Genomic DNA, 26,052 nt, shown 5'->3' on the forward strand with positions numbered 1-26,052 from the left:
ATGACAGCGCCGACGCCCCTGTTCGATCTGGACGACGGGGACGCACTGGTCGCGGCGGACACCGAGGGTGTGTTGCGTTCCGCCGCCATGGGGGGTGCCCAGATCCGGGCCACCCGGTCCGCGGTCGAGGAGGGGGCTCTCGAACGACTGCAGGGGCTGCGTCCGCGCAGCGTGGTGGTGGTGACCGGCGCGGGGCGTGCCAGCCGCGGGGCGGCGATCCTGACGGCGGTCCTCGCCGAACGGATCGGTTTCCCGCTGGTGCGCGCCACCCGGACCCCCGTGTGGGTGGGCCCGCTGGACGTGGTGGTGGTGGCCGGCGACGACGCAGGCGACCCCCGGCTCGTGCAGGCCATCGACGCAGCGGTGCGCCGCGGCGCCGAAGTCGTGGTGGCGGCGCCGGACGAGGGACCCTTGCAGGCCGCGGCGGCCGGACGCGTCGTCATGTTCGCGCCGCGGGTGCGGGCACTCACCCGGCACGGTCTGCTGCGGTACTTTGCCGTACTGCTGGCCGTCCTCCGCGTGGTCGGTTCGGAACGCTGGGGCGACGAGGTTCCCGACCTCGAGCAGATCGCCGACGCCGTCGACGGTGAGGCGCTGCGTGACAGGCCGAACAGCGAGGTGTTCCACAATCCGGCGAAATCGTTGGCCTCCCGCATGCAGGGACGCCGCATCGTGCTCACGGGTGACACGGAGAGCACGGTGGAACTGGCCCGGCACGGCGCCGAGGCGCTGCTGCACGCGGGTCGTGTGGCGACCGCGTCGGAACTTCCGGACGTTCTGAGCGCGGCGGGCACGTTCCGTGTCGACCAGGCGCTCTCCGCGCACGACTCGATATTCCACGATCCCGAGTTGGACGGTCCGCCGTCGGCGAGCCCGGTGCGCACGTTCGTGTTGTCCGCCGACGCCGATCGGATGCTCGTCGAACGCAGGATCGCCGCCCTGGGCGACGTCGACCTCGTCGTCGCGTCCTCGGACGAGGGTCAGGTTCCGTCGCAGCGTCCCGAGCTGGAACAGGCGGCGGTTCTCGTCGGCAGGCTCGACATGACTGCCGCGTATCTCCAGTTGATCGGCGGTATCTAGTGCACCGACTCGAAGGTGCGCTGCGGTCCTACGCGTGGGGATCGCGCACAGCCATCGCGCAGCTGCGTGGACTTCCGGTTCCCACGGCGCATCCGGAGGCGGAACTGTGGTTGGGCGCGCACCCCGGTGATCCCGCCCGCGTTCTCACCGAGGAGGGGCCCCGGTCCCTTCTGGACCTGGTGCACTCGGAACCCGAACGTCAGCTCGGCAAGCGGAGTGTGGAGACGTTCGGCGATCGCCTCCCGTTCCTGTTGAAGTTGCTCGCGTCGGAGGAACCACTGTCGTTGCAGGCCCATCCGAGCGCCGAGCAGGCGTGGGAGGGATTCGCCCGGGAGAACGAAGCGGGAATCCCGCTCGAGTCCTCGGTGCGCAACTACAAGGACGCCAGCCACAAACCCGAACTCGTCGTGGCCCTCAGCCGGTTCCACGCGCTCGCCGGTTTCCGGGACCCTCAGCGGACGGTCAAGCTGCTCGAGGCGATCGCGGTTCCGGAGCTGCAGCCCTACGTCGGCCTGATTGCCGGACAACCCGACTCGGACGGTCTCCGCGCGCTGTTCACCACGTGGATCACGTTGCCGCAACCCGTGCTCGGCGCGCTGATGCCGAGGGTGCTCGACGGATGCGTCGCCTATCTGTCGAACACCAGGGACGGCGAGTTCGCGGCGGAGATCCGCACGGCCCTCGAATTGAGTGAGGTGTACCCGGGAGACGCGGGGGTGCTGGCCGCGCTCCTCCTGAACCGGGTCACCCTCGAACCGGGGCAGGGCCTGTACCTCGCCGCGGGCAACCTCCACGCCTACCTGCACGGGATGGCCGTCGAGATCATGGCCAACTCCGACAACGTGCTGCGCGGGGGACTCACGCCCAAGCACGTGGACGTTCCGGAGTTGCTGCGCGTCCTCGACTTCGACACCGTCGACATTCCGATACTGGAGGCGCAAGAGCGCCCGGGCAGTGGCGAATTCGTGTACTCCACGCCGGCGCCGGAATTCTTTCTCGCGCGGATCGACCTGTCACCGGACGGCCCCACGGAGCACCGGCTCGACTCGGAGGGACCGCACATTCTGCTGTGCACTTCGGGTTCGGTGGAGTTGCGGTGCGGAACCGATGCCCTCGAACTGTCCCAGGGCAACGCCGTCTGGATCGCGGCCGAGGACCCCGAAGTGGTGGTGACCGCGGGCACCGAGTGCGCCCAGTTGTTCAGTGCGAGGGTCGGCCCGCCGATCGCGTAGCCTGTACCCGCCCTGATCCGGGAGGGGCTCCGCGGCCCGTCGCGAGGGTCGTGTGCGACCGAGAGGAGAAGTCAGTTGTCGGCTCATGGGGGGAAGAAGGCGATTCTCGCCGCGCTCGGCGCCAATGCTGGTATCGCGGTGGCCAAGTTCGCCGGCTTCCTGATCACCGGCTCGTCATCCATGCTGGCGGAATCCGTGCACTCGGTGGCCGACACCTCCAACCAGGGCCTGCTCCTGCTCGGCCAGAAGAAGGCCGCACGCGCCGCCGACGACCTGCACCAGTTCGGGTACGGGCGTAGCCGCTACTTCTACTCGTTCGTCGTCGCGCTCGTGTTGTTCAGCCTCGGTTCGCTGTTCGCGATCTACGAGGGCATCCACAAGATCCAGCATCCCGAGGAACTCACGTCGCCCCTCGTGGCGGTGGTCATCCTGGTGATCGCCATCGGACTCGAGACATTCAGCTTCCTCACGGCCGCGCGGGAGTCGCGCCCTCTCAAGGGAAAGGCGAGCTGGTGGGGATTCATTCGCACGTCGCGCAGCCCGGAGCTTCCCGTCGTGCTGCTCGAGGACACCGGCGCACTGGTCGGTCTGGTTCTCGCGCTCGGTGGTGTCGGACTGACGATGCTCACCGGGGATCCGGTGTGGGACGGTGTCGGCACCCTCTGCATCGGCGCCCTGCTCGGAATCATCGCGATCATCCTCATCGTCGAGATGCAGAGCCTGCTGATCGGTGAAGGAGCGACCGCCGACGAGGAGTCGCGCATTCTCGCCGCTCTCGTCGACGGCGAGAAGATCGAGCGCGTCATCCATTGCAAGACGCAGTACCTCGGACCCGAGGAAATCCTCGTGGCCGCGAAAGTGGCCGTGGCCGCAGGATCGGACATCAGTGCGGTCGCCGACGCCATCGACGAGGCCGAGGCGCGAGTGCGTGACGCCGTCCCCGCGGCTCGCCGCATCTACATCGAACCCGACCTGTTCCGGGCAACCGAAGGCATAGGCTGAACGGCAACTTTCGATTGAGGAGGCTGATGTGGCCATCCAGGACAAAGACAGTGGAGAACCGCACCTCGGCGGCAGGCCGACCGGGTTGTTCCGCACCAAGTCGATCGAGCAGTCGATCCGAGACACGGACGAACCGGAAACCAAACTCCGCAAGGATCTGACGGCGTGGGACCTGACCGTCTTCGGTGTCGCCGTCGTCATCGGTGCCGGCATCTTCACGCTCACCGCGCGCACCGCAGGCAACGTCGCCGGTCCCTCGGTGTCGGCGGCGTTCGTGATCGCCGCCATCGCGTGCGGGCTCGCCGCGCTCTGCTACGCCGAGTTCGCCTCGACCGTTCCGGTCGCGGGCAGCGCGTACACGTTCTCCTACGCGACGTTCGGTGAACTGATCGCGTGGATCATCGGCTGGGACCTCATCCTCGAATTCGCGCTCGCCGCGTCGGTCGTGGCGAAGGGCTGGTCGCTCTATCTCGGTGAGGTGATCGGCAACCACACGCCGGTGGCGCAGATCGGCTCGGTCACGTTCGACTGGGGTGCGGTACTCATCGTCGCGATCATCACCGTCGTACTGGCGACGGGCACGAAGCTGTCGTCGCGGGTCTCCCTCGTGATCACCTCGATCAAGGTGGCCGTGGTGCTCGTGGTGGTGGTCGTCGGCGCGTTCTACATCGATACCGACAACTACTCGCCGTACATTCCCCCGTCCGAGGCGGGCAGCACGGGCGAGGGCATCCACCAGTCCCTGTTCTCCTACGTCACGGGCGCCGGCGGTAGCACGTTCGGCTGGTACGGACTGCTGGCAGCGGCGAGCCTGGTGTTCTTCGCGTTCATCGGTTTCGACATCGTCGCCACCACCGCCGAGGAGACGAAGGATCCGCAGAAGGCGCTGCCCCGCGGAATTCTGGGATCGCTGCTGATCGTGACAGTCCTGTACGTGGCGGTGACACTGGTGCTCACCGGCATGGTGGACTACCACGAATTGGCCGGGGACAGTTCCAATCTGGCGACCGCGTTCGGCATCCACGGGATCACGTGGGCGAAGAACCTGATCTCGTTCGGTGCGCTCGCGGGCCTGACCACCGTGGTGATGGTGTTGATGCTCGGGCAGACCCGGGTGCTGTTCGCCATGTCCCGGGACGGACTGATGCCGAGGCGGCTCGCGCCGACCGGCAAGCACGGCACACCCGTTCGGATCACCGTGCTCGTCGGAGTCGTGGTGGCGGTGCTCGCGGGGATCTTCCCGATCGGCACCCTCGAGGAGATGGTCAACATCGGAACGCTGTTCGCGTTCGTCCTCGTGTCGGTCGGCGTGATCGTGCTGCGCCGGACGCGACCGGACCTGCCCCGCGGATTCCGTGTCCCACTGGTCCCGTGGGTGCCCGTCCTCGCCGTCCTCGCCTGCCTGTGGCTGATGGTGAATCTGTCCGTCGAGACGTGGATCCGGTTCATCGTGTGGATGGCGCTCGGCGTGATCATCTACTTCGCCTACAGCCGCCGCCACTCGATGATGGAGAGACGAAGCCGTGGCGAGGTCTGACACGCAACGGGTTTCGACCTCCGGGTGCCGGAGCGGCAGTACCGGGCGAGTACCCCGGAGGTGGCGGGCACTAATGTCTTGGCCATGACTTCGTCGCGTGTCCGGGTGCCCTATCAGGAGGCTGCGCGCCTGCTGCTGCGTCAGTCGGTGCTCGATGCGATGCGGGATCTCCTGTTCGAGAAGGACTGGTCGGACATCACGATGTCGGATGTCGCGGCCGGCGCCGGGGTGAGCAGGCAGACGCTCTACAACGAGTTCAAGTCCCGGCAGGGGCTGGCGGAGGCGTACGCCCTCCGGCTGGCCGACGAACTGGTCGACGCCGTCGACGAGGCGCTCGTGGCGAACGTCGGGGAAGGTCGGGCCGCGCTGCTCTCCGGGTTCACCGCGTTCTTCGCGGCCAGCCTGTCCGACCCGCTCGTACAGTCACTTCTGCGCGGCGAGACCAAGCCTGATCTGCTGCGTCTGATCACGACCGAGAGCGCGCCGATCATCGAGCGGGCGTCCACGCGGCTCGCCGACGTCTTCCAGCGGTGCTGGGTGCGGGCGAGCCCGTCGGACGCGGGGATTCTCAGCCGCGCCATCGTGCGCCTCGCTATGAGCTACATCTCGATGCCACCCGAATCCGAGGCCAACGTCGCCGAGGATCTGGGTGCTCTTCTGGGGCCTTTCGTGGACGAGGCGGTCGACGGGGCCGATCGGGAGTGACCGCCCCGCGGCGCAGCCTCACGTGAGTGTGACCCTCGGGCCGCAGTACCGATAGCCTTGACCGAAACAGCAGTCAAACAGGAGAGGCAGATGACGACCTCAGTTTCAACCACGCCCGTGGCCGAGAGCCGAAACGGGATCGATTTCAAGGTGGCGGACCTTTCGCTCGCCGAGTTCGGCCGCAAGGAGATCCGGCTCGCCGAGCACGAGATGCCGGGACTGATGGCGCTTCGCCGCGAGTACGCAGAGGTGCTGCCGCTCAAGGGCGCTCGCATTTCCGGTTCGCTGCACATGACCATCCAGACGGCCGTCCTCATCGAGACGCTCGTCGCTCTGGGCGCGGAGGTCCGCTGGGCCTCGTGCAACATCTTCTCGACGCAGGATCACGCCGCCGCCGCGATCGTCGTCGGCCCGCACGGCACGCCCGAGGAGCCGCAGGGCACCCCGGTCTTCGCGTGGAAGGGCGAGACGCTCGAGGAGTACTGGTGGGCCGCCGAGCAGATGCTCACCTGGCCGGACGCCGACAAGCCCGCGAACATGATCCTCGACGACGGCGGCGACGCCACGATGCTCGTCCTCAAGGGCGCGCAGTTCGAGAAGGCCGGCGTCGTGCCGCCCACCGACGACGAGCAGGATTCCGACGAGTACAAGGTGTTCCTCGCCCTGCTGCGTCAGTCCCTCGAAGCGGACAAGACCAAGTGGACCAAGGTTGCGGAGTCGGTACAGGGCGTCACCGAGGAGACCACGACCGGTGTCCTGCGTCTCTACCAGGTCGCGGCCGCCGGTGAACTCACGTTCCCGGCCATCAACGTCAACGACTCGGTTACCAAGAGCAAGTTCGACAACAAGTACGGCACCCGGCACTCGCTGCTCGACGGTATCAACCGCGGCACCGACGTGCTGATCGGCGGCAAGGCCGCGCTCGTCTGCGGTTACGGCGACGTCGGCAAGGGGTGCGCGGAGGCTCTGCGCGGACAGGGTGCCCGCGTCGCGGTCACCGAGGTCGACCCCATCAACGCCCTCCAGGCGCTGATGGACGGCTTCGAGGTGAAGACGGTCGAGCAGGCCATCGGCTGGGCCGACATCGTCATCACGTCCACGGGCAACAAAGACATCATCACGTTCGAGCACATGAAGCAGATGAAACACCAGGCCATCCTGGGCAACATCGGCCACTTCGACAACGAGATCGACATGGCGGGCCTCGAGCGTTCCGGTGAGGTCACCCGCATCAACATCAAGCCGCAGGTGGACGAGTTCCGGTTCAAGGACGGCCACTCGATCATCGTGCTGTCCGAGGGCCGCCTGCTGAACCTCGGCAACGCCACCGGCCACCCCTCGTTCGTGATGAGCAACAGCTTCTCCAACCAGGTGATCGCGCAGATCGAACTGTGGACGAAGCCGGAGGAGTACGACAACGAGGTGTACCGCCTCCCGAAGCACCTCGACGAGAAGGTCGCGAAGATCCACGTCGAGGCGCTCGGTGGCACGCTCACCAAGCTCACGAAGGAGCAGGCGGAGTACATCGGCGTCGACGTCGAGGGCCCGTTCAAGCCCGAGCACTACCGCTACTAGAGGCTGCGGCGTCCCCCGGCCCGTCGCGGGCGGGCCGGGGGATAGCCTTCTTCCTCGTGGGAAAACTGATTGCGCTGGAAGGCCTGGACGGCGCCGGCAAGCGAACACTCGTCGGCGCAGTGGTGGCACGCCTCACCGAACAGGGCCTGACGGTCGGCACCCTCGACTTTCCGCGGTACGGCAGGTCCGTGCACGCGGATCTGGCGTCCGAGGCGCTCAAGGGCGCGCACGGCGACCTCAGCGACTCCGTGCACGCGATGGCCGTGTTGTTCGCGCTGGACCGGTCCGGTGCCGTCGGAGAGCTCGGAGAGCTGCTCGCCGGACACGACCTGGTGATCCTCGACCGCTATGTGGCGTCCAACGCCGCGTACGGCGCAGCTCGGTTGCATCAGGGGGCGGACGGGGAGTTCGTGGGCTGGGTGCAGAACCTCGAATTCGAGCGGCTGGGGCTACCTCGGCCCGACCTGCAGCTGTATCTCGACGTCCCCGTGGCACTCGCCGCGCAACGCGCCCGCGGCCGCGAATCGGCGGATGCGAGCCGGTCGCTGGACGCCTACGAACGCGACCGTGGACTGCAGGAACGCACCGGCGAGGTGTACCGCGAGCTGGCCGTGAAGGACTGGATTTCGCCGTGGTGGGTGCTCACCCCGGACACCGATCCGGTCACGCTCGCCGAAAACCTGGCACTCTTGAGTGACGACACGGCACGCCGTGACGAGAAAGAACACGGCACGCCGTAACGGCGAACGGGCTGTTACGGCCTCCGAAGATGCAACGATAGGGACATGAAGCCAAGGATTCTGGTTGTCGACGACGACACTGCGCTCGCGGAGATGCTCACGATCGTCCTCCGCGGCGAAGGATTCGATCCGTATGTGGTGGGGGACGGGACCCAGGCGCTCACCGCGGTCCGGGAGACACGCCCGGACCTCGTGCTGCTCGACCTGATGCTGCCCGGCATGAACGGCATCGACGTGTGCCGCGTCCTGCGGGCCGATTCCGGTGTGCCCATCGTGATGCTGACCGCGAAGACGGACACCGTCGACGTGGTCCTCGGATTGGAATCCGGCGCGGACGACTACATCATGAAGCCGTTCAAGCCGAAGGAGCTGGTGGCGCGGGTTCGGGCACGGCTTCGCCGGACCGAGGACGAGCCGGCCGAGCTGCTCAGCATCGCCGACATCGTCATCGACGTCCCCGCCCACAAGGTGAGCCGGGGCGAAGAACTGATCTCCCTCACCCCCCTCGAGTTCGACCTCCTGGTGGCTCTGGCGCGCAAGCCGCGACAGGTGTTCACCCGTGAGGTCCTGCTCGAGCAGGTGTGGGGTTACCGACATGCAGCCGACACCCGACTGGTCAACGTGCACGTTCAGCGTCTGCGGGCCAAGGTCGAGACTGATCCCGAAAATCCCGAAGTGGTTTTGACGGTCAGGGGGGTCGGCTACAAGGCCGGACCGCCGTGACAGGTGTTTCCCGATGGCGGCGTCGCGTCAACCGACGCGTTTCGCCGATCCTTCGGTGGGGTCACTCACTGAGCAATACCCTCGCGCACACGTGGCGTCGTTCGCTGCAGCTGAGGGTCGTCGTCTCGACGTTGACGTTGTCGCTCATCGTCATCGTCGTGCTCGGCGTCGTGCTGACGAGTCAGATCACCGACCGTCTGCTCGAAACGAAGATCAACGCGGCGACCGAGGAGATGGACCGTGCCCGCAGCACGGTCGAGGGGCAGTTGGCCGGCGCGGACGACAGTAGTTCGCCCACCACCCAGCTCGACGGTGCCCGGGCCGCGCTGACGAACCGGGAGCCCGACGCCGGTCAGGCGTCGGGGTCGGCGGGAACGTTCGACCCCGTGCTGATCGTGCCCGGTGACGGCCCCCGGGCCCCGACGTCCAGCGGTCCGGCGGACCAGATCCCGGAATCGTTGCGGGCGTTCGTCCAGGCCGGTCAGGTTGCCTATCAGTTCGCCACCGTGAACGATCCCGAAGGCTATTCGGGGCCGGCGCTGATCGTCGGGAGCCCGACCGCGTCCGCGATCTCCACGCTCGAGCTGTACCTCGTGTTCCCGCTGGCCAGTGAGGACCGCAGCCTGTCGCTGGTTCGCGGCACGCTGCTGGTGGGTGGTGCGGTGCTCGCCGTGCTGCTCGCGGCCATCGCGCTTCTCGTCGCCCGGCAGGTGGTTCTGCCCATCCGGTCGGCGTCCCGGATCGCGGTGCGCTTCGCCGACGGCCGGCTGAAGGAACGCATGCCGGTGCGCGGCGAGGACGACATGGCCCGGCTGGCGATGTCCTTCAACGAGATGGCCGAGAGCCTCTCGAAACAGATCACCCAGCTCGAGGAGTTCGGAAATCTCCAGAAGAGATTCACCTCCGACGTGAGCCACGAGCTGCGGACCCCGCTGACGACCGTGCGCATGGCGGCCGACCTCATCCACGACGGCAGCGACGACCTCGACCCCGTGCTCCGGCGGTCGTCGGAATTGCTGGTCGCCGAACTCGACCGGTTCGAGGGGTTGCTGGCCGACCTCCTCGAGATCAGCAGGCACGACGCCGGTGTCGCGGAACTGGCCGCCGAGCAACTCGACGTCCGGATGTGTGCGCGTGCGGCGATCTCGACGGTCCGTCACCTCGCGCGCGAGAGCGGGACCGAACTGATCGTTGACCTGCCCGATCAGGCAGTCATGGCCGAGGTGGACCCGCGTCGCGTGGAACGCATTCTGCGGAACCTCCTCGCGAACGCGATCGATCACGGAGAAGGCAAACCGGTGCTGCTGCGCCTGCGCGCCGACGACAGCGCTGCGGCGTTCATCGTGCGCGACCAGGGCGTGGGGCTGCGGCCGGGCGAGGAGAAGCTGGTGTTCAACAGGTTCTGGCGGTCCGACCCGTCGCGTGTGCGACGGTCGGGCGGTACCGGCCTCGGACTCGCGATCAGTGTGGAGGACGCGAATCTCCACGACGGCAGGCTCGAGGCGTGGGGCGAACCCGGCCAAGGCGCCTGCTTCCGGCTGACGCTGCCGCGGGTGCGGGGCCGCAAGGTCGTGTCGAGCCCGCTGCCGTTGAAACCGGGAACCGCGAAATACGTTCAAGGGCAGCCCGTCCCGGGCGACACCACGTTGCCGGTGCGCAACGAGAGCCCGGAGACGGTGGCCGACGAGTCCCGCACGGTTCCCCGGAAGCGCGAGCGAGCGCACGTCGGTGACCGAGACGGTTCGCACCTTCCGGAGCAGGACCTGTGACGCCCGGCCGGCGATCCGTCCTGCTGTCGCGGTCGGTGTGCGGAGCGATCGTCCTGGCGGTGCTCGTGACGGTCAGTGGGTGCGCGAGCCTCCCGGATTCCTCCACACCGCAGGCGATCGGCACGATCAACCGTGACTCGCCGGGATCGAGTGTCGCGGCCCCCGCGCCGGGGCGTGAACCCGACCTGCTGCTCCGCGACTTCTTCAAGGCCAGCACGGACCCGACCGACCGGCATCTGGCGGCCCGCCAATTCCTCACCGCCGGGGTGTCCGGCAGCTGGGACGACGCGGCCAGCGCGACCATCGTCGACAAGGTCGACGTGCTGCCGGAGACCCGGTCCGCCGACAAGGCGACGTACACGATCCGCGCCAACAAGGTGGGGCAGCTCGAGCCCGGCGGACTGTACGTGGCGGAGGAGGGAAGCTTCGAGACGAAGATCAGCCTCGAGCTACTCGACGGGGAGTGGAGGATCTCCGAGCTCCCCGCCGGCGTGATCCTGGACCGGGCACAGTTCCTGAACACCTATCAGCGCAAATCGCTGTACTTCCTGGATCCGGCCGGGACGACGGTCGTGCCGGATCCGCGCTGGGTGTCGGGCGCCCAGGACCAGATGGCGTCGCAGCTGATCGGCCTGCTGATCGACGGGCCGAAGGCCGCCCTCGCCCCGGCCGTGCGCAACGAGCTCGGTGACGGCGTGTCCGTGCGGGGCCCGATCACGAAGGCCGACGGCCGCACCGCGCAGGTGGGGGTGGGGCTCGGCGGCATCCGGATCGATTTCGCCGGCGTGCCGCCCATGGACGCGCAGGCGAAGCAGCTGTTCGCGGCGCAGGTGATCTGGACGCTGGCCAACGCGGAGATCTCGGGCCCGTATGTGCTGCTCGCCGACGGCGAGCCCTTCGACGAGCGGTTCCCGAACGGGTGGACCACCGCGGACGTCGCGTCGATGAATCCGTTCGCGACCTCGAGTGCCACCGTGGGGCTGCACGCGCTGCGTGAGGGGTCGATGGTGAGCGTCACCGAGACCGGCGTCACCCCGGTGCCCGGGTACTTCGGTTCGGCCCGCAACATGCGTTCGCTCGCGCTGTCGCAGGACGGAAAGCTGGTCGCCGCGGTCGCGGACACCGGGCGTCCCGCCCCGGAACCCGCGAGTTCGCTGATGGTCGGCGCATACGAGGACGGTGCCGCGTCGGTGCTCGAAGGCGGCGCGATCACCCGCCCGACATGGGCACCCGACAATTCGGCGATCTGGGCAGCGGTCAACGGCAACACGGTGATTCGGGTGTTGCGCGAGCCCGGAACCGGCCGGACGTCGGTGGTCAACGTCGATGCCGGCGCCGTCACCGCGCTGGGTGCCACGATCACCGAGTTGCGGCTGTCCCGCGACGGGGTGCGCGCGGCGCTGATCGTCGACGGCAAGGTCTACCTCGCGATCGTCACCCAGATGCCGGGCGGTGAGTACGCGTTGACGAATCCCCGTGCGGTCGCGATCGGTCTGGGCAGCCCGGCGCTGTCGCTGGACTGGAGCACGAGCGACACGATCGTCGTCGCGCGCGCGGCCTCGGACATCCCAGTGGTGCAGGTGGCCGTCGACGGCTCGCGGATGGACGCGCTGCCGAGCCGCAACCTGACCGCGCCGGTGGTGGCCGTGGACGCGTCCACGACCACGGAGTTCGTCGCCGACTCCCGCGCGGTGTTCCAGTTGAACAACAACGATCCGGCGGGCGACCGGTACTGGCGGGAGGTCCCCGGGTTGACGGGTGTGAAGGCGATCCCGGTCCTGCCGGGCTGAGGCTGTCGGTGCGGTCGCCGATACTGCCCGCATGCGCGCCCTGCCCGGCCTCCGGAGTCTGCTCGACCTGATCCTGCCCGCCGAATGCGGCGGGTGCGGTGTGCCGGGCACGCAGTGGTGTGCCCGCTGCGCCACGGAGTTGGCCGACGATCCCGTGCTGCTCCGGCCCCGCGTGGATCCCGGGGTCGGGGTGTGGGCCCTCGGGCCGTACTCGGGTGCCCGACGTCGGGCCGTGATCGCCGCGAAGGAACGCGGGCGGCGTGATCTCGCTGCGCCCCTCGGATCCGCCGTCGCGGGCGCTCTGGGCCGTCTGCAGCAGTGGGGTGAACTCGACCCGCCGGACGTGGCCCCGGTGGTTCTGGTGCCGGCTCCGACGCGTCCCCGGGCCGCCCGTGCACGCGGCGGCGACCCCGTCACCCGGATCGCCGTCGCCGCGGTGGGAGGCAGACGCGTGTGCCCCGCGCTCGTGATGCGACACGCCGTGCGCGATTCGGTCGGACTGAGCGCAGATCAACGTCGAGTAAACCTCGAGGGTGGCGTCCGGTTGACGCGCAGCGGTCGCGGATTCGCACGGCATCGATTGTCGGAATCGGATGCACTGCAACGGGTATCGGTGGTACTGCTGGACGACGTGTCGACCACCGGGGCGACCGCCGCCGAGTCGGTCCGGGTGCTGTCGCGAGTGGGTATCCGAGTGAGCGCGGTGGTCGTCGTGGCGGGTGTCGGATGAAATTCTGCCGAACAGTGGCACTCGCGCGCGTTACGTACTAGCGTCGCGGACACACCCGAAAACACAGGTAGGAGGTGGAACTTCGAACCTGGTGCCGGGCGGACCCCCTTCCGGCATTGCTCAAACTCGCCGCCGCCCATCAAGGGGCGGGGCCGTAATCGGGAGGTACGAGTGACGACCCCTTCGCAAGCCTCGGTTTTCGTCGACGACCGCACAACGGATGCACAAGAGAAGACGGATACCCCCAACGCCGAGATCGTCGTCAAGGGACGCAACGTCGAGGTACCCGACCACTTCCGCGTGTACGTCTCCGAGAAGCTGTCGCGCCTCGAGCGCTTCGATCCCTCCATATTTCTGTTCGATGTCGAACTTCACCACGAACCCAATCGACGCCAGAGGAAAAACTGCCAGCGCGTCGAGATCACTGCCCGAGGCAAGGGGCCGGTAGCCCGAGCCGAGGCATGCGCCGACAGCTTCTATGCAGCATTCGAGTCGGTGACCGCCAAGCTCGAGAGCAGGCTCCGCCGCACCAAGGACCGCAAAAAGGTCCACTACGGGGAAAAGACCCCGGTGTCGGTGGCGGAGGCCACCGCCGCACTCGCCGAGGACGACAGTCTCGGCATCAGTCCCGACATCTCCCTGGACGGTCAGATGCCGGACGAGCACACACCGGGTCATGTCGTGCGTACCAAGGAACACAAGGCCACGCCGATGACCGTCGACGATGCTTTGTACGAGATGGAGCTGGTAGGACACGATTTCTTCCTGTTCCACGACAAGGAGTCGGACAAGGCGACCGTCGTCTACCGGCGGCACGCGTTCGACTACGGATTGATCCGTCTGGCGTGATGTACTCCCGTTCCGCCTGACGATCCGAGCGGTCGGTCTACTCGTCCGATCGCGGAAGCGCCTACCATGGAATCCGGCCGGGGTTCTCGGACCTCCGGCCGGATTTTGTGTGTCACCCATCCACTGCCGAAGATTGAGGACGAACAAGACTGTGCCGTCGCTGTCGCTATCGAAGCTGCTCCGTGTTGGTGAAGGTCGCATGGTCAAGCGGCTCAAGCACATCGCCGACCACGTTTCCTCGCTGTCGCCCGAGGTCGAAGACCTGACCGACGAGCAACTCCGCGCGAAGACCGAGGAGTTCCGCGCCCGCTACCGCGACGGCGAGACGCTCGACGAGCTGCTGCCCGAGGCGTTCGCGGTCGCCCGCGAGGCGTCCTGGCGGGTCATTGACCAGCGGCACTTCCACGTGCAGATCATGGGCGGCGCCGCCCTCCACTTCGGCAACATCGCCGAGATGAAGACGGGTGAGGGCAAGACCCTGACCTGCGTGTTGCCCGCGTACCTCAATGCGATCGCCGGAGACGGCGTGCACGTCGTCACGGTCAACGACTACCTCGCCAAGCGCGACTCCGAGTGGATGGGCCGTGTCCACCGCTTCCTCGGCCTCGACACCAGCGTGATCCTGTCCGGCATGTCGCCCGCCGAGCGTCGCGCAGCCTATGCGGCCGACATCACATACGGCACCAACAACGAGTTCGGGTTCGACTACCTGCGCGACAACATGACGCACTCCCTGGACGATCTCGTCCAGCGCGGTCACAGCTTCGCCGTCGTCGACGAGGTCGACTCCATCCTCATCGACGAGGCCCGGACCCCCCTCATCATCTCCGGCCCCGCCGACGCCTCGAGCAAGTGGTACGCGGAATTCGCGCGCATCGCGCCGCTGCTCAAGCGTGACGTGCACTACGAGGTCGACATCCGCAAGCGCACCATCGGCGTCCACGAGGCCGGCGTCGAGCTCGTCGAGGACCAGCTCGGCATCGACAACCTGTACGAGGCCGCCAACTCGCCGCTCGTGAGCTACCTGAACAACGCCATCAAGGCCAAGGAGCTCTACACCAAGGACAAGGACTACATCGTCCGCGACGGCGAAGTGATCATCGTCGACGAGTTCACCGGCCGCGTCCTCGTCGGCCGCCGGTACAACGAGGGCATGCACCAGGCGATCGAGGCCAAGGAGAAGGTCGAGATCAAGGCCGAGAACCAGACCCTCGCCACGATCACACTCCAGAACTACTTCCGTCTCTACGACAAGCTGTCGGGCATGACGGGTACGGCCGAGACCGAGGCTGCCGAGCTGCACCAGATCTACAACCTCGGCGTCATCCCGATTCCCACCAACCGGCCGATGGTCCGCGTCGACAACGGCGATCTGATCTACAAGACCGAGGAAGCCAAGTTCGACGCCGTCGTCGACGACGTGGTGGAGCGCCACGAGAAGGGCCAGCCCGTTCTGATCGGTACCACCAGCGTCGAGCGGTCCGAGTACCTGTCGAAGCAGTTCACCAAGCGCGGCGTGGCGCACAATGTGCTGAACGCGAAGTTCCACGAGCAGGAAGCCCAGATCATCGCCGAGGCCGGCAGGTCGGGCGCCGTCACCGTGGCGACCAACATGGCCGGTCGCGGTACCGACGTCGTGCTGGGCGGCAACCCCGACATCATCGCGGACATCGCGCTCCGCAAGCAGGGGCTCGACCCCGTCCACACGCCCGACGACTACGAGGCGGCGTGGGACGACGTCCTCGACCAGGTCAAGGCCGAGGTCAAGGCCGACGCGGACAAGGTTCGTGAGGCGGGCGGACTCTATGTCCTCGGCACCGAGCGGCACGAGTCCCGGCGTATCGACAACCAGTTGCGCGGCCGGTCCGGCCGTCAGGGCGATCCGGGTGAGTCGCGGTTCTACCTGTCGCTCGGCGACGAGTTGATGCGACGGTTCAACGGCGCGGCGCTCGAGTCGATCATGACCCGGCTCAACCTGCCCGACGACGTTCCCATCGAGGCGAAGATGGTCTCGAAGGCCATCAAGAGCGCTCAGACGCAGGTCGAGCAGCAGAACTTCGAGATCCGCAAGAACGTCCTCAAGTACGACGAGGTGATGAACCAGCAGCGCACCGTCATCTACAACGAGCGCCGCCAGATCCTCGAGGGCAAGGACATGGAGGGCCAGGTCGAGAAGATGATCACCGACGTGGTCACCGCCTACGTCGACGGCGCCACCGCCGAGGGATACGTCGAGGACTGGGATCTCGAACAACTGTGGACGGCCCTCAAGACGCTGTACCCGGTCGGCGTCGACTACAAGGAACTGGTCGGCGACAGCGACGACGGTGAGACCAACGACATCACCGCCGACGAGCTGCGCGAGACCCTGCTGAAGGACGCACACGACGCCTACGCCCGGCGCGAGGCCGAGATCGACGGTGTCGCCGGCGAGGGATCGATGCGCGAACTGGAGCGACGGGTCCTGCTGAGCGTGCTCGACCGCAAGTGGCGCGAGCACCTCTACGAGATGGACTACCTCAAGGAAGGCATCGGCCTGCGGGCGATGGCCCAGCGTGATCCGCTCGTCGAGTACCAGCGCGAAGGCTTCGACATGTTCGGCGGCATGCTCGAGGGTCTGAAGGAGGAGTCGGTCGGATTCCTGTTCAACCTTCAGGTCGAGGCGGCCGCCCCGCAGGCGGCGCAGGCCCCGGGCGTCAGCGTCACCGCGGCTTCCGCAGCGGCGACGGCGTCGGCCTCGCCCGCTCCGGCCGCGCCGCGGCCACTGCCGACCCAGGAGGCGGCGCAGCAGGCGCAGGGCACAGCGGCGCCGTCCGCCCTCCGCGCGAAGGGGCTGGACGACGGCGAGCCCCGCGGGCTCACCTACTCCGGGCCTGCCGAGGACGGCAACGCGCAGCTCAGCCGCCGCGGAGCGGCCGAGTCGGACGATGCCGCCGACGCCGGAACCCGTCGTCAGCGGCGGGAGGCCGCGCGGTCGCAGTCGAAGGGCAAGAAGGCCCCGCGGACCAAGCGCAAGCGCTGACCGCGGGAGTCGATCAGCCGATCACCAGCGAGGTGACGGTCCAGCCCGTGTCGGACTGTTGTTCGACACGGGCTGCGATCACGAAGATCCGCGGTCCCCGGCCGTAGGTGCCGAAGGCCTCGAACGCGCACGGCTCCACCGCGCGCAGGTGTACGCGGACGAGCGTCGCGACACCGAGTCGCCGGGCACGCGACTCCGACAGCGCGAGGGTGCGCACGACGTCGACGAGCGACGGCGTCACCAGCGGCCGCAGTTGCCGCACGTTGCGGCGCCGATCCAGCACTTCGAGGACCAGCCGGAACGCCTGCTCGGTGAATCGCTGGACGTCCGGCGACGGAAGAGGCAGAGTTCCCGGCTGCGTCGCGGCGGTGCGTGGCGACGCCCCCGAGTGGGGCGACGAGCGGTGCCTGCCGCGCCCGGCCGCGTGCCGCCCGCCCGACGGCACCGCCGAACGCCCCGGCAGAGGTGGTGCGGGGACGTCACCGGCGGCCGGCTCGAAGCGCGGCACCCGTGACAGGAACGTGTAGGACTCACTCATTTCTTACCCCCCGGTTTCGGCATGAGACGGCCGTCGTAGCGGTCATACTCGCACGGATCCCGTCGTCGTGTCGCCGAACCGGTGAGCGGACCCTAGGGTGGGGACGTGCGGGGATTGATATTGGACTTCGGAGGAGTTCTCGCGGGTCCCGGTTCGGACATGGACGGCCTGTCGTCCGTCCTCGCCGGTGCCCGGACTCGTGGGGTGCGTACCGCGATCCTCAGTAACGATCCCGGTGGTCCCGGCGCGCAGTGGCTGCGGGAACTCGGTGACGGCCGGCTGGTCGATCAGGTCGTGCTGTCCGGGGATGTCGGTGTCGCCAAACCTGATCCGCGGATCTACCGGCTGACGGCCGACGCGCTCGGTCTGGCCCCGGGGGACTGTATCTTCGTCGACGACCTGTCGGTCAATGTCCGGGGTGCGGTGGCCGTCGGGATGGTGGGTATCCACCACGTCGACGGCGGCGCCACCGCGGACGAGATAGCGATACTTCTCGAGGTCGATCGAGACGGGATGCAAGGGGGACAGGCGCCGACATGGTGACGAGACTGACTACGCAGGACGCGTCGTTCTACTTTCTCGAGGCGAGCAGCACGCCGATGCACGTGGGGTCGCTCGCGATCTTCCGCAAGCCGCGAAACGGGTTGTCCTACGAGGAATTACTGAGCCTCGTCGAAGAACGGCTGAGCCTGGTGCCCCGCTACCGGCAGAAGGTGCGGGAGGTGGCGCTGGGACTGTCGCGGCCGGTGTGGGTGGACGACCAGGACTTCGACATCGAGTACCACGTCCGGCGGTCGGCGCTGCCGAAGCCGGGATCGGATGCCCAGTTGCACGATCTGGTCGCGCGGCTCACGTCGCGGCCGCTCGACAACACGCGACCGCTGTGGGAGATGTACCTGGTGGAGGGGTTGTCGAACAATCGCTTCGCCATCTTCACGAAGTCCCATTCCTCGCTGGTCGACGGCGAGACGGCGCTCGAGATCGGCCAGGTGATCCTGGACCCGGCGAAGACCCGGCGGCCCATGGCCGAGGAACTGTGGATGCCGAGCCCCGCCCCCAGTGAGTCCACCCTCATCGCCGGGGCGCTGGCGGAGATGGTGGCGCGGCCGGGCGAAGGGCTGGCGGCGCTGCGGATGACGTTGGGTGACATGGCGTCTGCGCTCGGCGAGACAGTGCGCGCCGTCGGCAAGGTGGCCGCCGTCGTGCGCACCGCCACGCAGGTGGCGCCGGCGAGTCCGCTGAACGCGACCATTTCCCGCAATCGGCGCTTCGCGGTGGTCAAGACCGAACTGGGTGACTACCGGAAGATCCGCGCGCAGTACGGGTGTGAGGTCAACGACGTCATCCTCGCGGTCGTGTCGGGTGCGATGCGGTACTGGCTGCTCTCCCGCGGCGAGCCGGTGGCCGAGTCGACCACGGTCCGGGCCATGGTCCCGATGTCCGTGTACGCGACGGATCCCGAGGCCGACGACGAGGCGTCACGCCGCGACGAGTGGGCGGATCCGCGGAGCATGGTGTCGTCGTTCCTCATCGACCTGCCGGTCGGGGAACCGAATGCCGTGGTGCGGCTGTCGCACGTGGCGCATGCGATGGAGGCGCACGCGAAGCAGAGTCAGCGGGTCACCGCGGAGACCCTGGTGCGTTTGTCGGGATTCGCGCCGGCCACGCTGCACGCGATGAGTGCCCGTGTCGCGAGCAGTTTCTCGCAGCGAATGTTCAATCTGATGATCACCAACGCGCCGGGTCCGCAGCTGCCGCTGTACGTCGGGGGAGCGCGGATGCTCGAGATGTATCCGGTGTCGCCGCTGCTGAAAAACCAGACTTTGAGCATCGGCCTGACGTCCTACGACGGCAACGTCTACTACGGTTTGAATGCAGACCGTGACGCCATGGCCGACGTGGACGTGGTGGCGGCGCTGCTGTACGAATCTCTCGAGGAGTTGTTGGATGCCAGCCGGTGAGAAGTCCGCGGTGCGAATGACGGGTGCCGCATGACGAGGGTATACGTTCCCGCGACGATCGAGATCCTCCAGCGGCTCCTCACCGACCGGGAGTTCGATCCGATGAGCCGTACCGCGTTCGCCGTCACCCCCACGCTCCGCGAGGCGTACTCGTCGGGCGACGACGAGGAACTGGCCGAGGTCGCGATGGCCGAGGCCGCCCGGGCCTCGCTGCGACTGATCGCGGGCCGGGTGGGGGAGAGCGGGAGCGACGGGGTTCGGTTCCGTCGCGCCGTGGTCGCCGCGGACGTGGACGACGTGACGCCGCGGCCGGACCTCGACGACGCCGTGGTCCGGTTGCCCGGTCCGGTGACGATCGGCACGGTCGCGTCCGTGCACGTGGATCTGGCGGAGGCGGAGCCGGACATCGAGCGGGCCGTGTCGGCGATCGACGAGGCGGATCTCGGGGACCCCGACGCAGAGTTCGTTCTCGGTGACGCGGAGGATCATGTGCTGGCGTGGTACGCCACTCAGGAGCTTCCGTTCCTGCTCGAACTACTCTGACCGGTACGTCCTCTTACCTTGGGGTAACCTACGGTACCGTAACTTGATAACCTACGGTAGCGTAGGTCATGACGGAAAAGGTGGAGGTCGGATGGGTCTGAAGGATTGGATCGAGGCGCCCGCAGCAGCGGTCGTGCCCGCCAAGCGGTCCAAGCTCAATTGGTTGCGTGGCGCGGCGGCACGGCTCACGACGCCGTTGCTGCCCGACGACTACCTGCACCTGGCCAACCCGCTGTGGTCGGCTCGCGAACTGCGTGGACAGATCGTGGAGGTGCGCGCGGAGACCGCGGACTCGGCCACGATCGTCATCAAGCCGGGCTGGGGATTCGATTTCGACTACGAGCCCGGCCAGTACATCGGGATCGGTCTGCACATCGACGGACGCTGGCACTGGCGCTCGTACTCGCTCACCTCGCCGCCGAACTGGGACGACAAGCTCATCTCCATCGCCGTCAAGGCGATGCCCGAGGGATTCCTGTCGAGTCACCTCGTCAACGGTGTGCCCTCGGGGACGATCGTGCGGCTCGCGACCCCCACGGGCAACTTCGCGCTGCCCGACCCGCCGCCGGAGCGGATCCTGTTCCTCACCGCGGGCAGTGGCATCACGCCCGTGATGGCGATGCTGCGCACGATGAACCGGCGCGGTCAGCTTCCCGACGTCTTCCACGTCCACTCGGCGCCCACCGACGCCGACGTGATGTTCGCCGACGAGCTCACCCAGCTCCACGAGGAGCACGACGACTTCCGGTGCAAGATCCAGCTCACCCGCAGTCAGGGCAAGTTCGCGTTGTCCTCGCTCGACGAGGTGTGCCCGGACTGGCGTGAACGGCAGACGTGGGCCTGCGGCCCGCTGCCGATGCTCGACGAGATCGAGACGCTGTGGCGCGACGAGGGCATCGAGAACAAGTTGCACCTCGAGCGGTTCGCCGTCTCCCGCGCGGACACGTCCGGCGAGGGCGGGACCGTGACGTTCGCCAAGGCCGACAAGACCGTGTCGATCGACGGTGCGACCACTCTCCTCGAGGCCGGTGAGAAGGTCGGGGCACTGATGCCGTTCGGCTGCCGGATGGGTATCTGCCAGACCTGTGTCGTGCCGATTCTCGCTGGGCATGCCATCGACCTGAGGTCGGGCAAGCAGCACGCCGAAGGTGACCGAGTCCAGACCTGTATCTCCGCGGCGGCAGGGGACTGCACGCTCGACGCGTAAGCGTGAGCGTGTTGTTCACCTGACTCCGCTATTCTCGGACTCTCACCAGACGGAGGAGCACGGTGGCGATCACCGACATCAAAGAGTTCGCGCATCTGACCGAAGCGGACATCGAATCGCTCGGGCGTGAGTTGGATGCGATCCGGCTCGACGTGGAGGATTCGCGGGGCGTTCGCGACGCCCGCTACATCCGCCGGGCCATCAGGGCGCAACGGCTGTTGGAGCTCGGTGGCCGGCTTGCGTTGTTCGGAAGCCGCTACCGCCCGGCGTGGCTCGCGGGCACCGCGATGCTGTCCCTCTCGAAGATCATCGAGAACATGGAACTCGGCCACAACGTGATGCACGGCCAGTGGGACTGGATGAACGATCCGGAGATCCACTCCATGTCGTGGGAGTGGGATCAGACGGGCCCCTCGGAGCATTGGAAGCGGGCGCACAACTACTCCCACCACACGTTCACCAACATCGTGGGAATGGATTCCGATGTGGGGTTCGGCATCCTCAGGATGACCCGCGACGAGGAGTGGCGGCCGATCAATCTGCTGCAGCCCTTCGCCAACATCATCCTGGCCGCCACGTTCGAGTGGGGGATTGCGCTCCACGACCTCACGTTCGCTGCCGAGCTCGAGGGTGCGGAGAAGGGGCAGCTCAATTCCCAGGCCAACAAGGATTTCGGTCGCAAGATCTTCCGCCAGGTCGGCAAGGACTTCCTCCTGTTCCCGGTGCTCGCGGGGCCGGCGTGGAAGTCGACGCTCACGGCCAATGCCACCGCCAATCTCGTGCGGAATCTGTGGGCCTATGTGGTGATCTTCTGCGGGCACTTCCCGGACGGTGCCGAGAAGTTCACGGTGGACGAATACGAGAACGAGACCCGGCACGAGTGGTATCTCCGGCAGATGCTCGGCAGCGCGAATTTCGATTCCGGCAAGGTCATGGGTTTCATGAGCGGGAACCTCAGCTACCAGATCGAGCATCACCTGTTCCCGGACCTGCCGAGCAACCGGTACCCGGAGATCGCGGTGAAGGTCCGGGCGCTGTGCGAGAAGTACGACCTGCCGTACACTACGGGTTCGCTCGCCAAGCAGTACCTGCTGGCTCTGCGCACGATCCACAAACTCGCGCTGCCCGACCGGTTCCTGCGGGCGACGGCGGACGACGCCCCGGAGACGTCCTCCGAACGCAAGTTCCGTGACGCCCGTGATGCGGGTGCCGCCATGGTCGAGACGTTGCGTACGGATCCCGTCACGGGGCAGCGGCGGGGTCTGCTGTCGGCGTTGCGCGCCCGCGCGGAGGCCAGGATTCCGCGACGCCGACGGTGATTTCACTCACACCTACACTCAGGTAACCTACGGTGTCGTAACTTACGGTACGGTAGGTCGAGTCAGCGCCCACGGGTGTGAACTGTCGACCCAGCCAGGAGGAGGTCCCCCATGGCGATTGCAGACGTCAAGGAATACGCACATCTCACCGAAGCCGACATCGAGTCGCTCGGACGCGAGCTCGATGCGATCCGGCGCGATATCGAAGAGTCCCGCGGGGAGCGTGACGCGCGGTACGTGCGAAACACGATCAGACTGCAGCGTTCCCTCGAAATCGGTGGCCGAGCCGTTCTCTTCGCGAGCAAGCGGCGTCCCGCTTGGCTGGCGGGCACGGCCATGCTTTCGCTGTCGAAGATCATCGAGAACATGGAACTCGGCCACAACGTGATGCACGGCCAGTGGGACTGGATGAACGATCCCGAGATCCACTCCACCTCGTGGGAGTGGGACGTGACGGGTCCGTCCGCTCACTGGAAGCAGACGCACAACTACATTCACCACAAGTACACCAACGTCCTCGGCATGGACGACGACGTGGGATACGGACTGCTGCGCGTCACGCGCGACCAGCGGTGGAAGCCGTTCAACACCGGCAATCTCCTGTACAACACGCTGCTCGCGCTGTTCTTCGAGTACGGAATCGCGGCGCAGCATCTCGAACTCGGCAAGGTCGCCAAGGGGCGCGTGCCGAGCGAGGAGACCCAGCGCAAGCTCCGCGAGGTCGGCGAGAAGGTCGGCAAGCAGATCCTCAAGGACTACGTCATCCACCCCGCGGTCACGGGTCCCGCGTGGAAGAGCACGCTCACCGCCAACATCGCCGCGAACATGATCCGCAACGTGTGGACCAACGCGATCATCTTCTGCGGGCACTTCCCGGACGGCGCCGAGAAGTTCACCAAGGCGGACATCGACAAGGAAACGCAGCCCCAGTGGTACCTGCGGCAGATGCTCGGTAGCGCGAACATCGAGGGCGGCAAGCTGATGGACTTCATGTCCGGCAACCTCAGCTACCAGATCGAGCACCACCTGTTCCCCGACCTGCCGAGCAACCGCTACGCGGAGATCGCTGTGCGGGTGCGGGAACTGTGCGACAAGTACGACCTGCCGTACACGACCGGCCCCTTCCTCGTGCAGTACGGGAAGTCGTGGCGCACCATCGCCAAGCTGTCGCTGCCGAACAAGTATCTCAAGGCGACCGCGGACGACGCACCGGAGACGGCATCGGAGCGCAAGTTCGGTGGAAACACCACGGCGACAATCGATCCCGTGACCGGCCGCCGTCAGGGGCTGAGTACCGCGATCAAGCGCACCCGCAAGCGCCGCGGTCTCCGCGCGCTGCTGTCCCGCTAGAAAGTTCCGCTGGAAAGTTCCGCTACAGACGCGGTTCGTCCCTCACCAGGCTTCGTTGGACGCGATGGCCGTGAGGAGGTGACGGACCGCGTCGACGCGTTTGGCGGCCTTGCCCTCCAGCTGGTCGAGCGCGCATTCCGGGTCCGCGGGCGGGCCGAGGTGGGTACACCCTCTCGGGCAGTCCTCGATGGCCGCGGCCAGATCGGAAAACGCGGCCACCACGTTCTCCGGGGAGATGTGGGCCAGTCCGAACGACCGGATGCCGGGAGTGTCGATCGCCCAGCCGCCCGTCGGAAGCGGCAGTGCGACCGATTGCGTGGACGTGTGCCTGCCCTTGCCGACGCCCGAGACCACGCCCACGGCCCGATCGGCGTCGGGCACGAGGCGGTTGACGAGAGTCGACTTCCCGACCCCCGAATGGCCGATCAGCGCGGTGAGCCGGCCCGACAGCATCGACAGCACCTCGTCGACCGGATCGTCGCGACCGGCCACCACGACGGGAACGTCGAGGTCGGCGAACGCGCTCGCGAACTCCTCGGGCGGCTCGAGATCGCTCTTCGTCAGGCACACGATGGGACTCAGCCCGCCCGCGTACGCGGCGACGAGGGCACGTTCGACGAATCCCGTCCGTGGCGGCGGGTCTGCGAGCGCCACGACGATCAGCAGCTGCTGGGCGTTGGCCACGACGATCCGCTCGTACGGATCGGTGTCGTCGGCGGTGCGTCGCAGCACCGTGGAGCGTTCGGCGACCCGCACGATCCGCGCCAGGGTGTCGGGCTTGCCGGACAGGTCACCGACGACGCTCACCTCGTCGCCCACCACGATGGGCGTGCGACCCAGTTCCCGGGCGCGCATGGTGACGAGGGGACGCTCGGGGTCGCCGCCCAGCACGCAACCCCACCGGCCGCGGTCGACCGAGACGACCATCGCCGACTCCGCGGCGAGGTGCTCCGGCCGGGTCTTCGTGCGCGGGCGCGTTCCTCGGCCCGGGCGCACCCGGACGTCGGACTCGTCGTACTGCCTGCGACTCAGAAGCTCGCCTTCCGCTCGGTGCCCGCGGCTGCGGACAGCATTGTGGCCCACAGGTTCTCGAAGCCGGGCAGGGTCTTGGCGGTGGTGCCGACGTCCTCGATCTGGATGCCGTCGACCCGCAGTCCGACGATGGCGCCCGCGGTCGCCATCCGATGGTCGGCGTAGGAGCGCCACGTTCCACCGTGCAGGGCTGCCGGGACGATCGTGAGGCCGTCCTCGGTCTCGGTGACGTTTCCGCCCAGCGAGTTGATCTCGTGTGCGAGTGCGGCCAGCCGGTCGGTCTCGTGGCCGCGCAGGTGCGCGATGCCCCGCAGGTGCGACGGACCGTCCGCGAGTGCGGCGAGCGCCGCGACGGTCGGGGTGAGTTCGCCCACGTCGTGCAAGTCGATGTCGATGCCGGTCAGCTGCTGCGGACCGCGGACGGTGAGGTCCGCGCCGTCCAGCCGGACGTCCGCGCCCATCGCCAGGAGGATCTCCCGGATCGCGTCGCCGGGTTGCGTCGTCCTGCTCGGCCACAGGGGAACGGTCACCTCGCCGCCGGTGACGGCGGCGGCGGCCAGGAAGGCGGTGGCATTGGACAGGTCGGGTTCGATCGCCCGGTCGACGGCCCGGACGACGCCGGGGCTCACCCGCCACGTGTCGGCCTCCCCGCCCGTCGCCGGGGTCGTGACCTCGACGCCCGACTTGCGCAGCATCTCGACCGTCATGTCGATGTGCGGCATGGACGGGACCGTCTTGCCGTCGTGATGCACGGTGACGCCCTCGTCGAACGCGGCCGCCGACAGCAGCAGCCCGGAGACGAACTGTGACGAGCCGGACGCGTCGATGGTGACCCGCCCACCGCGCAGCGAGCCCGCACCGCGGACCGTGAACGGGAGGGAGTCGCCGTCGATGTCCGCGCCGAGACCGCGCAGCGCGTCGAGGATCGTGTCGAGGGGCCGGGTCCGCGCCTGCTCGTCCCCGTCGAAGTGAACCGTTCCGCTCGCGAGCGCCGCGACCGGAGGAAGGAACCGCATGACGGTCCCGGCCAGGCCGCAGTCGACCGCACCACCCTGGAGCTGTGCGGGGGTGACCCGCAGCGTCGTGTCGGCATCGACCGTCTCGATGCTGATGCCGAGCGTGCGGAGGGCATCGATCATGAGGTCGGTGTCCCGGCTGCGCAGTGCCCCGGTGAGGGTGGACGGACCGTCCGCGAGTGCGGCGAGGATCAGCGCGCGATTGGTGATCGACTTCGATCCGGGAAGGGCGACCGTCGCGACGACGGGCGCTTCGGCACGGGGGGCGTTCCACAGGCTCAGGCTCACGGTCTCCATCTTCGCCTATCGGGCGGGTCGCCGGGCGGGCTGGG

Annotated in this window: 22 protein-coding genes; 19 read left to right on the forward strand and 3 right to left on the reverse strand. The window is 67.6% G+C overall.

Going from position 1 to position 26,052, the window contains the following annotated elements:
- The 13 genes from QM841_RS33175 to secA all read left to right on the forward strand — a co-directional run bounded on the left by QM841_RS33175 (position 1) and on the right by secA (position 16,754).
- Positions 1–1,080: a hypothetical protein gene (locus QM841_RS33175; RefSeq protein WP_009479522.1), complete on the forward strand. Its 1,080-nt coding sequence runs from the start codon at positions 1–3 to the stop codon at positions 1,078–1,080.
- On the forward strand, positions 1,080–2,312 hold the full coding sequence (manA, locus tag QM841_RS33180; protein ID WP_283335209.1) for a mannose-6-phosphate isomerase, class I: 1,233 nt from the start codon (positions 1,080–1,082) through the stop codon (positions 2,310–2,312). The genes QM841_RS33175 and manA overlap by 1 nt, the downstream gene beginning before the upstream one ends.
- A 75-nt stretch (positions 2,313–2,387) precedes the next feature.
- Positions 2,388–3,314: a cation diffusion facilitator family transporter gene (locus QM841_RS33185; RefSeq protein ID WP_283335210.1), complete on the forward strand. Its 927-nt coding sequence runs from the start codon at positions 2,388–2,390 to the stop codon at positions 3,312–3,314.
- A gap of 28 nt (positions 3,315–3,342) precedes the next feature.
- Positions 3,343–4,851, forward strand: coding sequence for an amino acid permease (locus QM841_RS33190; protein WP_105413173.1), 1,509 nt, complete (start codon positions 3,343–3,345; stop codon positions 4,849–4,851).
- Between the two features lie 84 nt (positions 4,852–4,935).
- A complete protein-coding gene (locus QM841_RS33195; RefSeq protein WP_283335211.1) occupies positions 4,936–5,556 on the forward strand; it encodes a TetR/AcrR family transcriptional regulator in 621 nt (206 codons plus the stop codon).
- 90 nt (positions 5,557–5,646) lie between these two features.
- Positions 5,647–7,131, forward strand: coding sequence for an adenosylhomocysteinase (ahcY, locus tag QM841_RS33200; RefSeq protein WP_105413171.1), 1,485 nt, complete (start codon positions 5,647–5,649; stop codon positions 7,129–7,131).
- Between the two features lie 56 nt (positions 7,132–7,187).
- Complete coding sequence (locus QM841_RS33205) at positions 7,188–7,871, forward strand: dTMP kinase (RefSeq protein ID WP_283335213.1); 684 nt, start codon at positions 7,188–7,190, stop codon at positions 7,869–7,871.
- A 45-nt stretch (positions 7,872–7,916) separates the two neighbouring features.
- Complete coding sequence (gene mtrA / locus QM841_RS33210; protein WP_005240059.1) at positions 7,917–8,594, forward strand: MtrAB system response regulator MtrA; 678 nt, start codon at positions 7,917–7,919, stop codon at positions 8,592–8,594.
- Complete coding sequence (gene mtrB / locus QM841_RS33215) at positions 8,591–10,363, forward strand: MtrAB system histidine kinase MtrB (protein ID WP_283353761.1); 1,773 nt, start codon at positions 8,591–8,593, stop codon at positions 10,361–10,363. The genes mtrA and mtrB overlap by 4 nt, the downstream gene beginning before the upstream one ends.
- The gene (gene lpqB, locus QM841_RS33220; protein WP_283335214.1) at positions 10,360–12,153 is read left to right on the forward strand and encodes an MtrAB system accessory lipoprotein LpqB; all 1,794 of its coding nucleotides are present in this window, start codon (positions 10,360–10,362) and stop codon (positions 12,151–12,153) included. Before mtrB ends, lpqB begins: the two co-directional genes overlap by 4 nt.
- Before the next feature lie 31 nt (positions 12,154–12,184).
- Entirely contained in the window at positions 12,185–12,883 is a 699-nt protein-coding gene (locus QM841_RS33225; protein ID WP_283335215.1) for a ComF family protein, read from the forward strand.
- Positions 12,884–13,054: 171 nt separating this feature from the next.
- The gene (gene hpf, locus QM841_RS33230) at positions 13,055–13,732 is read left to right on the forward strand and encodes a ribosome hibernation-promoting factor, HPF/YfiA family (protein ID WP_005259747.1); all 678 of its coding nucleotides are present in this window, start codon (positions 13,055–13,057) and stop codon (positions 13,730–13,732) included.
- A gap of 151 nt (positions 13,733–13,883) precedes the next feature.
- Entirely contained in the window at positions 13,884–16,754 is a 2,871-nt protein-coding gene (gene secA, locus QM841_RS33235) for a preprotein translocase subunit SecA (protein ID WP_283335271.1), read from the forward strand.
- A 13-nt stretch (positions 16,755–16,767) separates the two neighbouring features.
- Here the strand turns inward: secA and QM841_RS33240 are convergent, their stop codons facing one another.
- Positions 16,768–17,292 (reverse strand): Rv3235 family protein, encoded by a 525-nt coding sequence (locus QM841_RS33240; RefSeq protein WP_283335216.1) that lies wholly within the window; start codon positions 17,290–17,292, stop codon positions 16,768–16,770.
- Between the two features lie 105 nt (positions 17,293–17,397).
- On the opposite strand from QM841_RS33240, the gene QM841_RS33245 reads away from it, so the two are divergent.
- The 6 genes from QM841_RS33245 (at position 17,398) to QM841_RS33270 (ending at position 23,672) form a co-directional block, all read left to right on the forward strand.
- Positions 17,398–17,835 (forward strand): HAD-IA family hydrolase, encoded by a 438-nt coding sequence (locus tag QM841_RS33245; protein WP_037204691.1) that lies wholly within the window; start codon positions 17,398–17,400, stop codon positions 17,833–17,835.
- Positions 17,829–19,253 (forward strand): WS/DGAT/MGAT family O-acyltransferase, encoded by a 1,425-nt coding sequence (locus tag QM841_RS33250; protein ID WP_280781633.1) that lies wholly within the window; start codon positions 17,829–17,831, stop codon positions 19,251–19,253. Before QM841_RS33245 ends, QM841_RS33250 begins: the two co-directional genes overlap by 7 nt.
- Positions 19,254–19,283: 30 nt before the next feature.
- Entirely contained in the window at positions 19,284–19,796 is a 513-nt protein-coding gene (locus QM841_RS33255) for a DUF6912 family protein (protein ID WP_283335217.1), read from the forward strand.
- A gap of 91 nt (positions 19,797–19,887) precedes the next feature.
- Positions 19,888–21,003, forward strand: coding sequence for a ferredoxin reductase (locus tag QM841_RS33260; RefSeq protein ID WP_105413165.1), 1,116 nt, complete (start codon positions 19,888–19,890; stop codon positions 21,001–21,003).
- A gap of 62 nt (positions 21,004–21,065) precedes the next feature.
- The gene (locus QM841_RS33265; RefSeq protein ID WP_283335218.1) at positions 21,066–22,322 is read left to right on the forward strand and encodes a fatty acid desaturase family protein; all 1,257 of its coding nucleotides are present in this window, start codon (positions 21,066–21,068) and stop codon (positions 22,320–22,322) included.
- Between the two features lie 111 nt (positions 22,323–22,433).
- A complete protein-coding gene (locus tag QM841_RS33270) occupies positions 22,434–23,672 on the forward strand; it encodes a fatty acid desaturase family protein (RefSeq protein ID WP_105413163.1) in 1,239 nt (412 codons plus the stop codon).
- Positions 23,673–23,714: 42 nt separating this feature from the next.
- Here QM841_RS33270 and rsgA read toward each other — a convergent pair whose 3' ends face one another.
- Both rsgA and aroA read right to left on the reverse strand, forming a co-directional pair.
- Positions 23,715–24,755 carry a ribosome small subunit-dependent GTPase A gene (gene rsgA / locus QM841_RS33275; protein WP_280781635.1) on the reverse strand — a complete coding sequence of 347 codons (1,041 nt, stop codon included), beginning with the start codon at positions 24,753–24,755 and terminating at the stop codon, positions 23,715–23,717.
- A complete protein-coding gene (gene aroA / locus QM841_RS33280) occupies positions 24,701–26,017 on the reverse strand; it encodes a 3-phosphoshikimate 1-carboxyvinyltransferase (RefSeq protein WP_283335219.1) in 1,317 nt (438 codons plus the stop codon). Before aroA ends, rsgA begins: the two co-directional genes overlap by 55 nt.
- Positions 26,018–26,052: the final 35 nt, after the last annotated feature.

It is taken from the genome of Rhodococcus sp. IEGM 1307 (genome assembly GCF_030056915.1).
GTDB lineage: Bacteria > Actinomycetota > Actinomycetes > Mycobacteriales > Mycobacteriaceae > Rhodococcus_F > Rhodococcus_F opacus_D.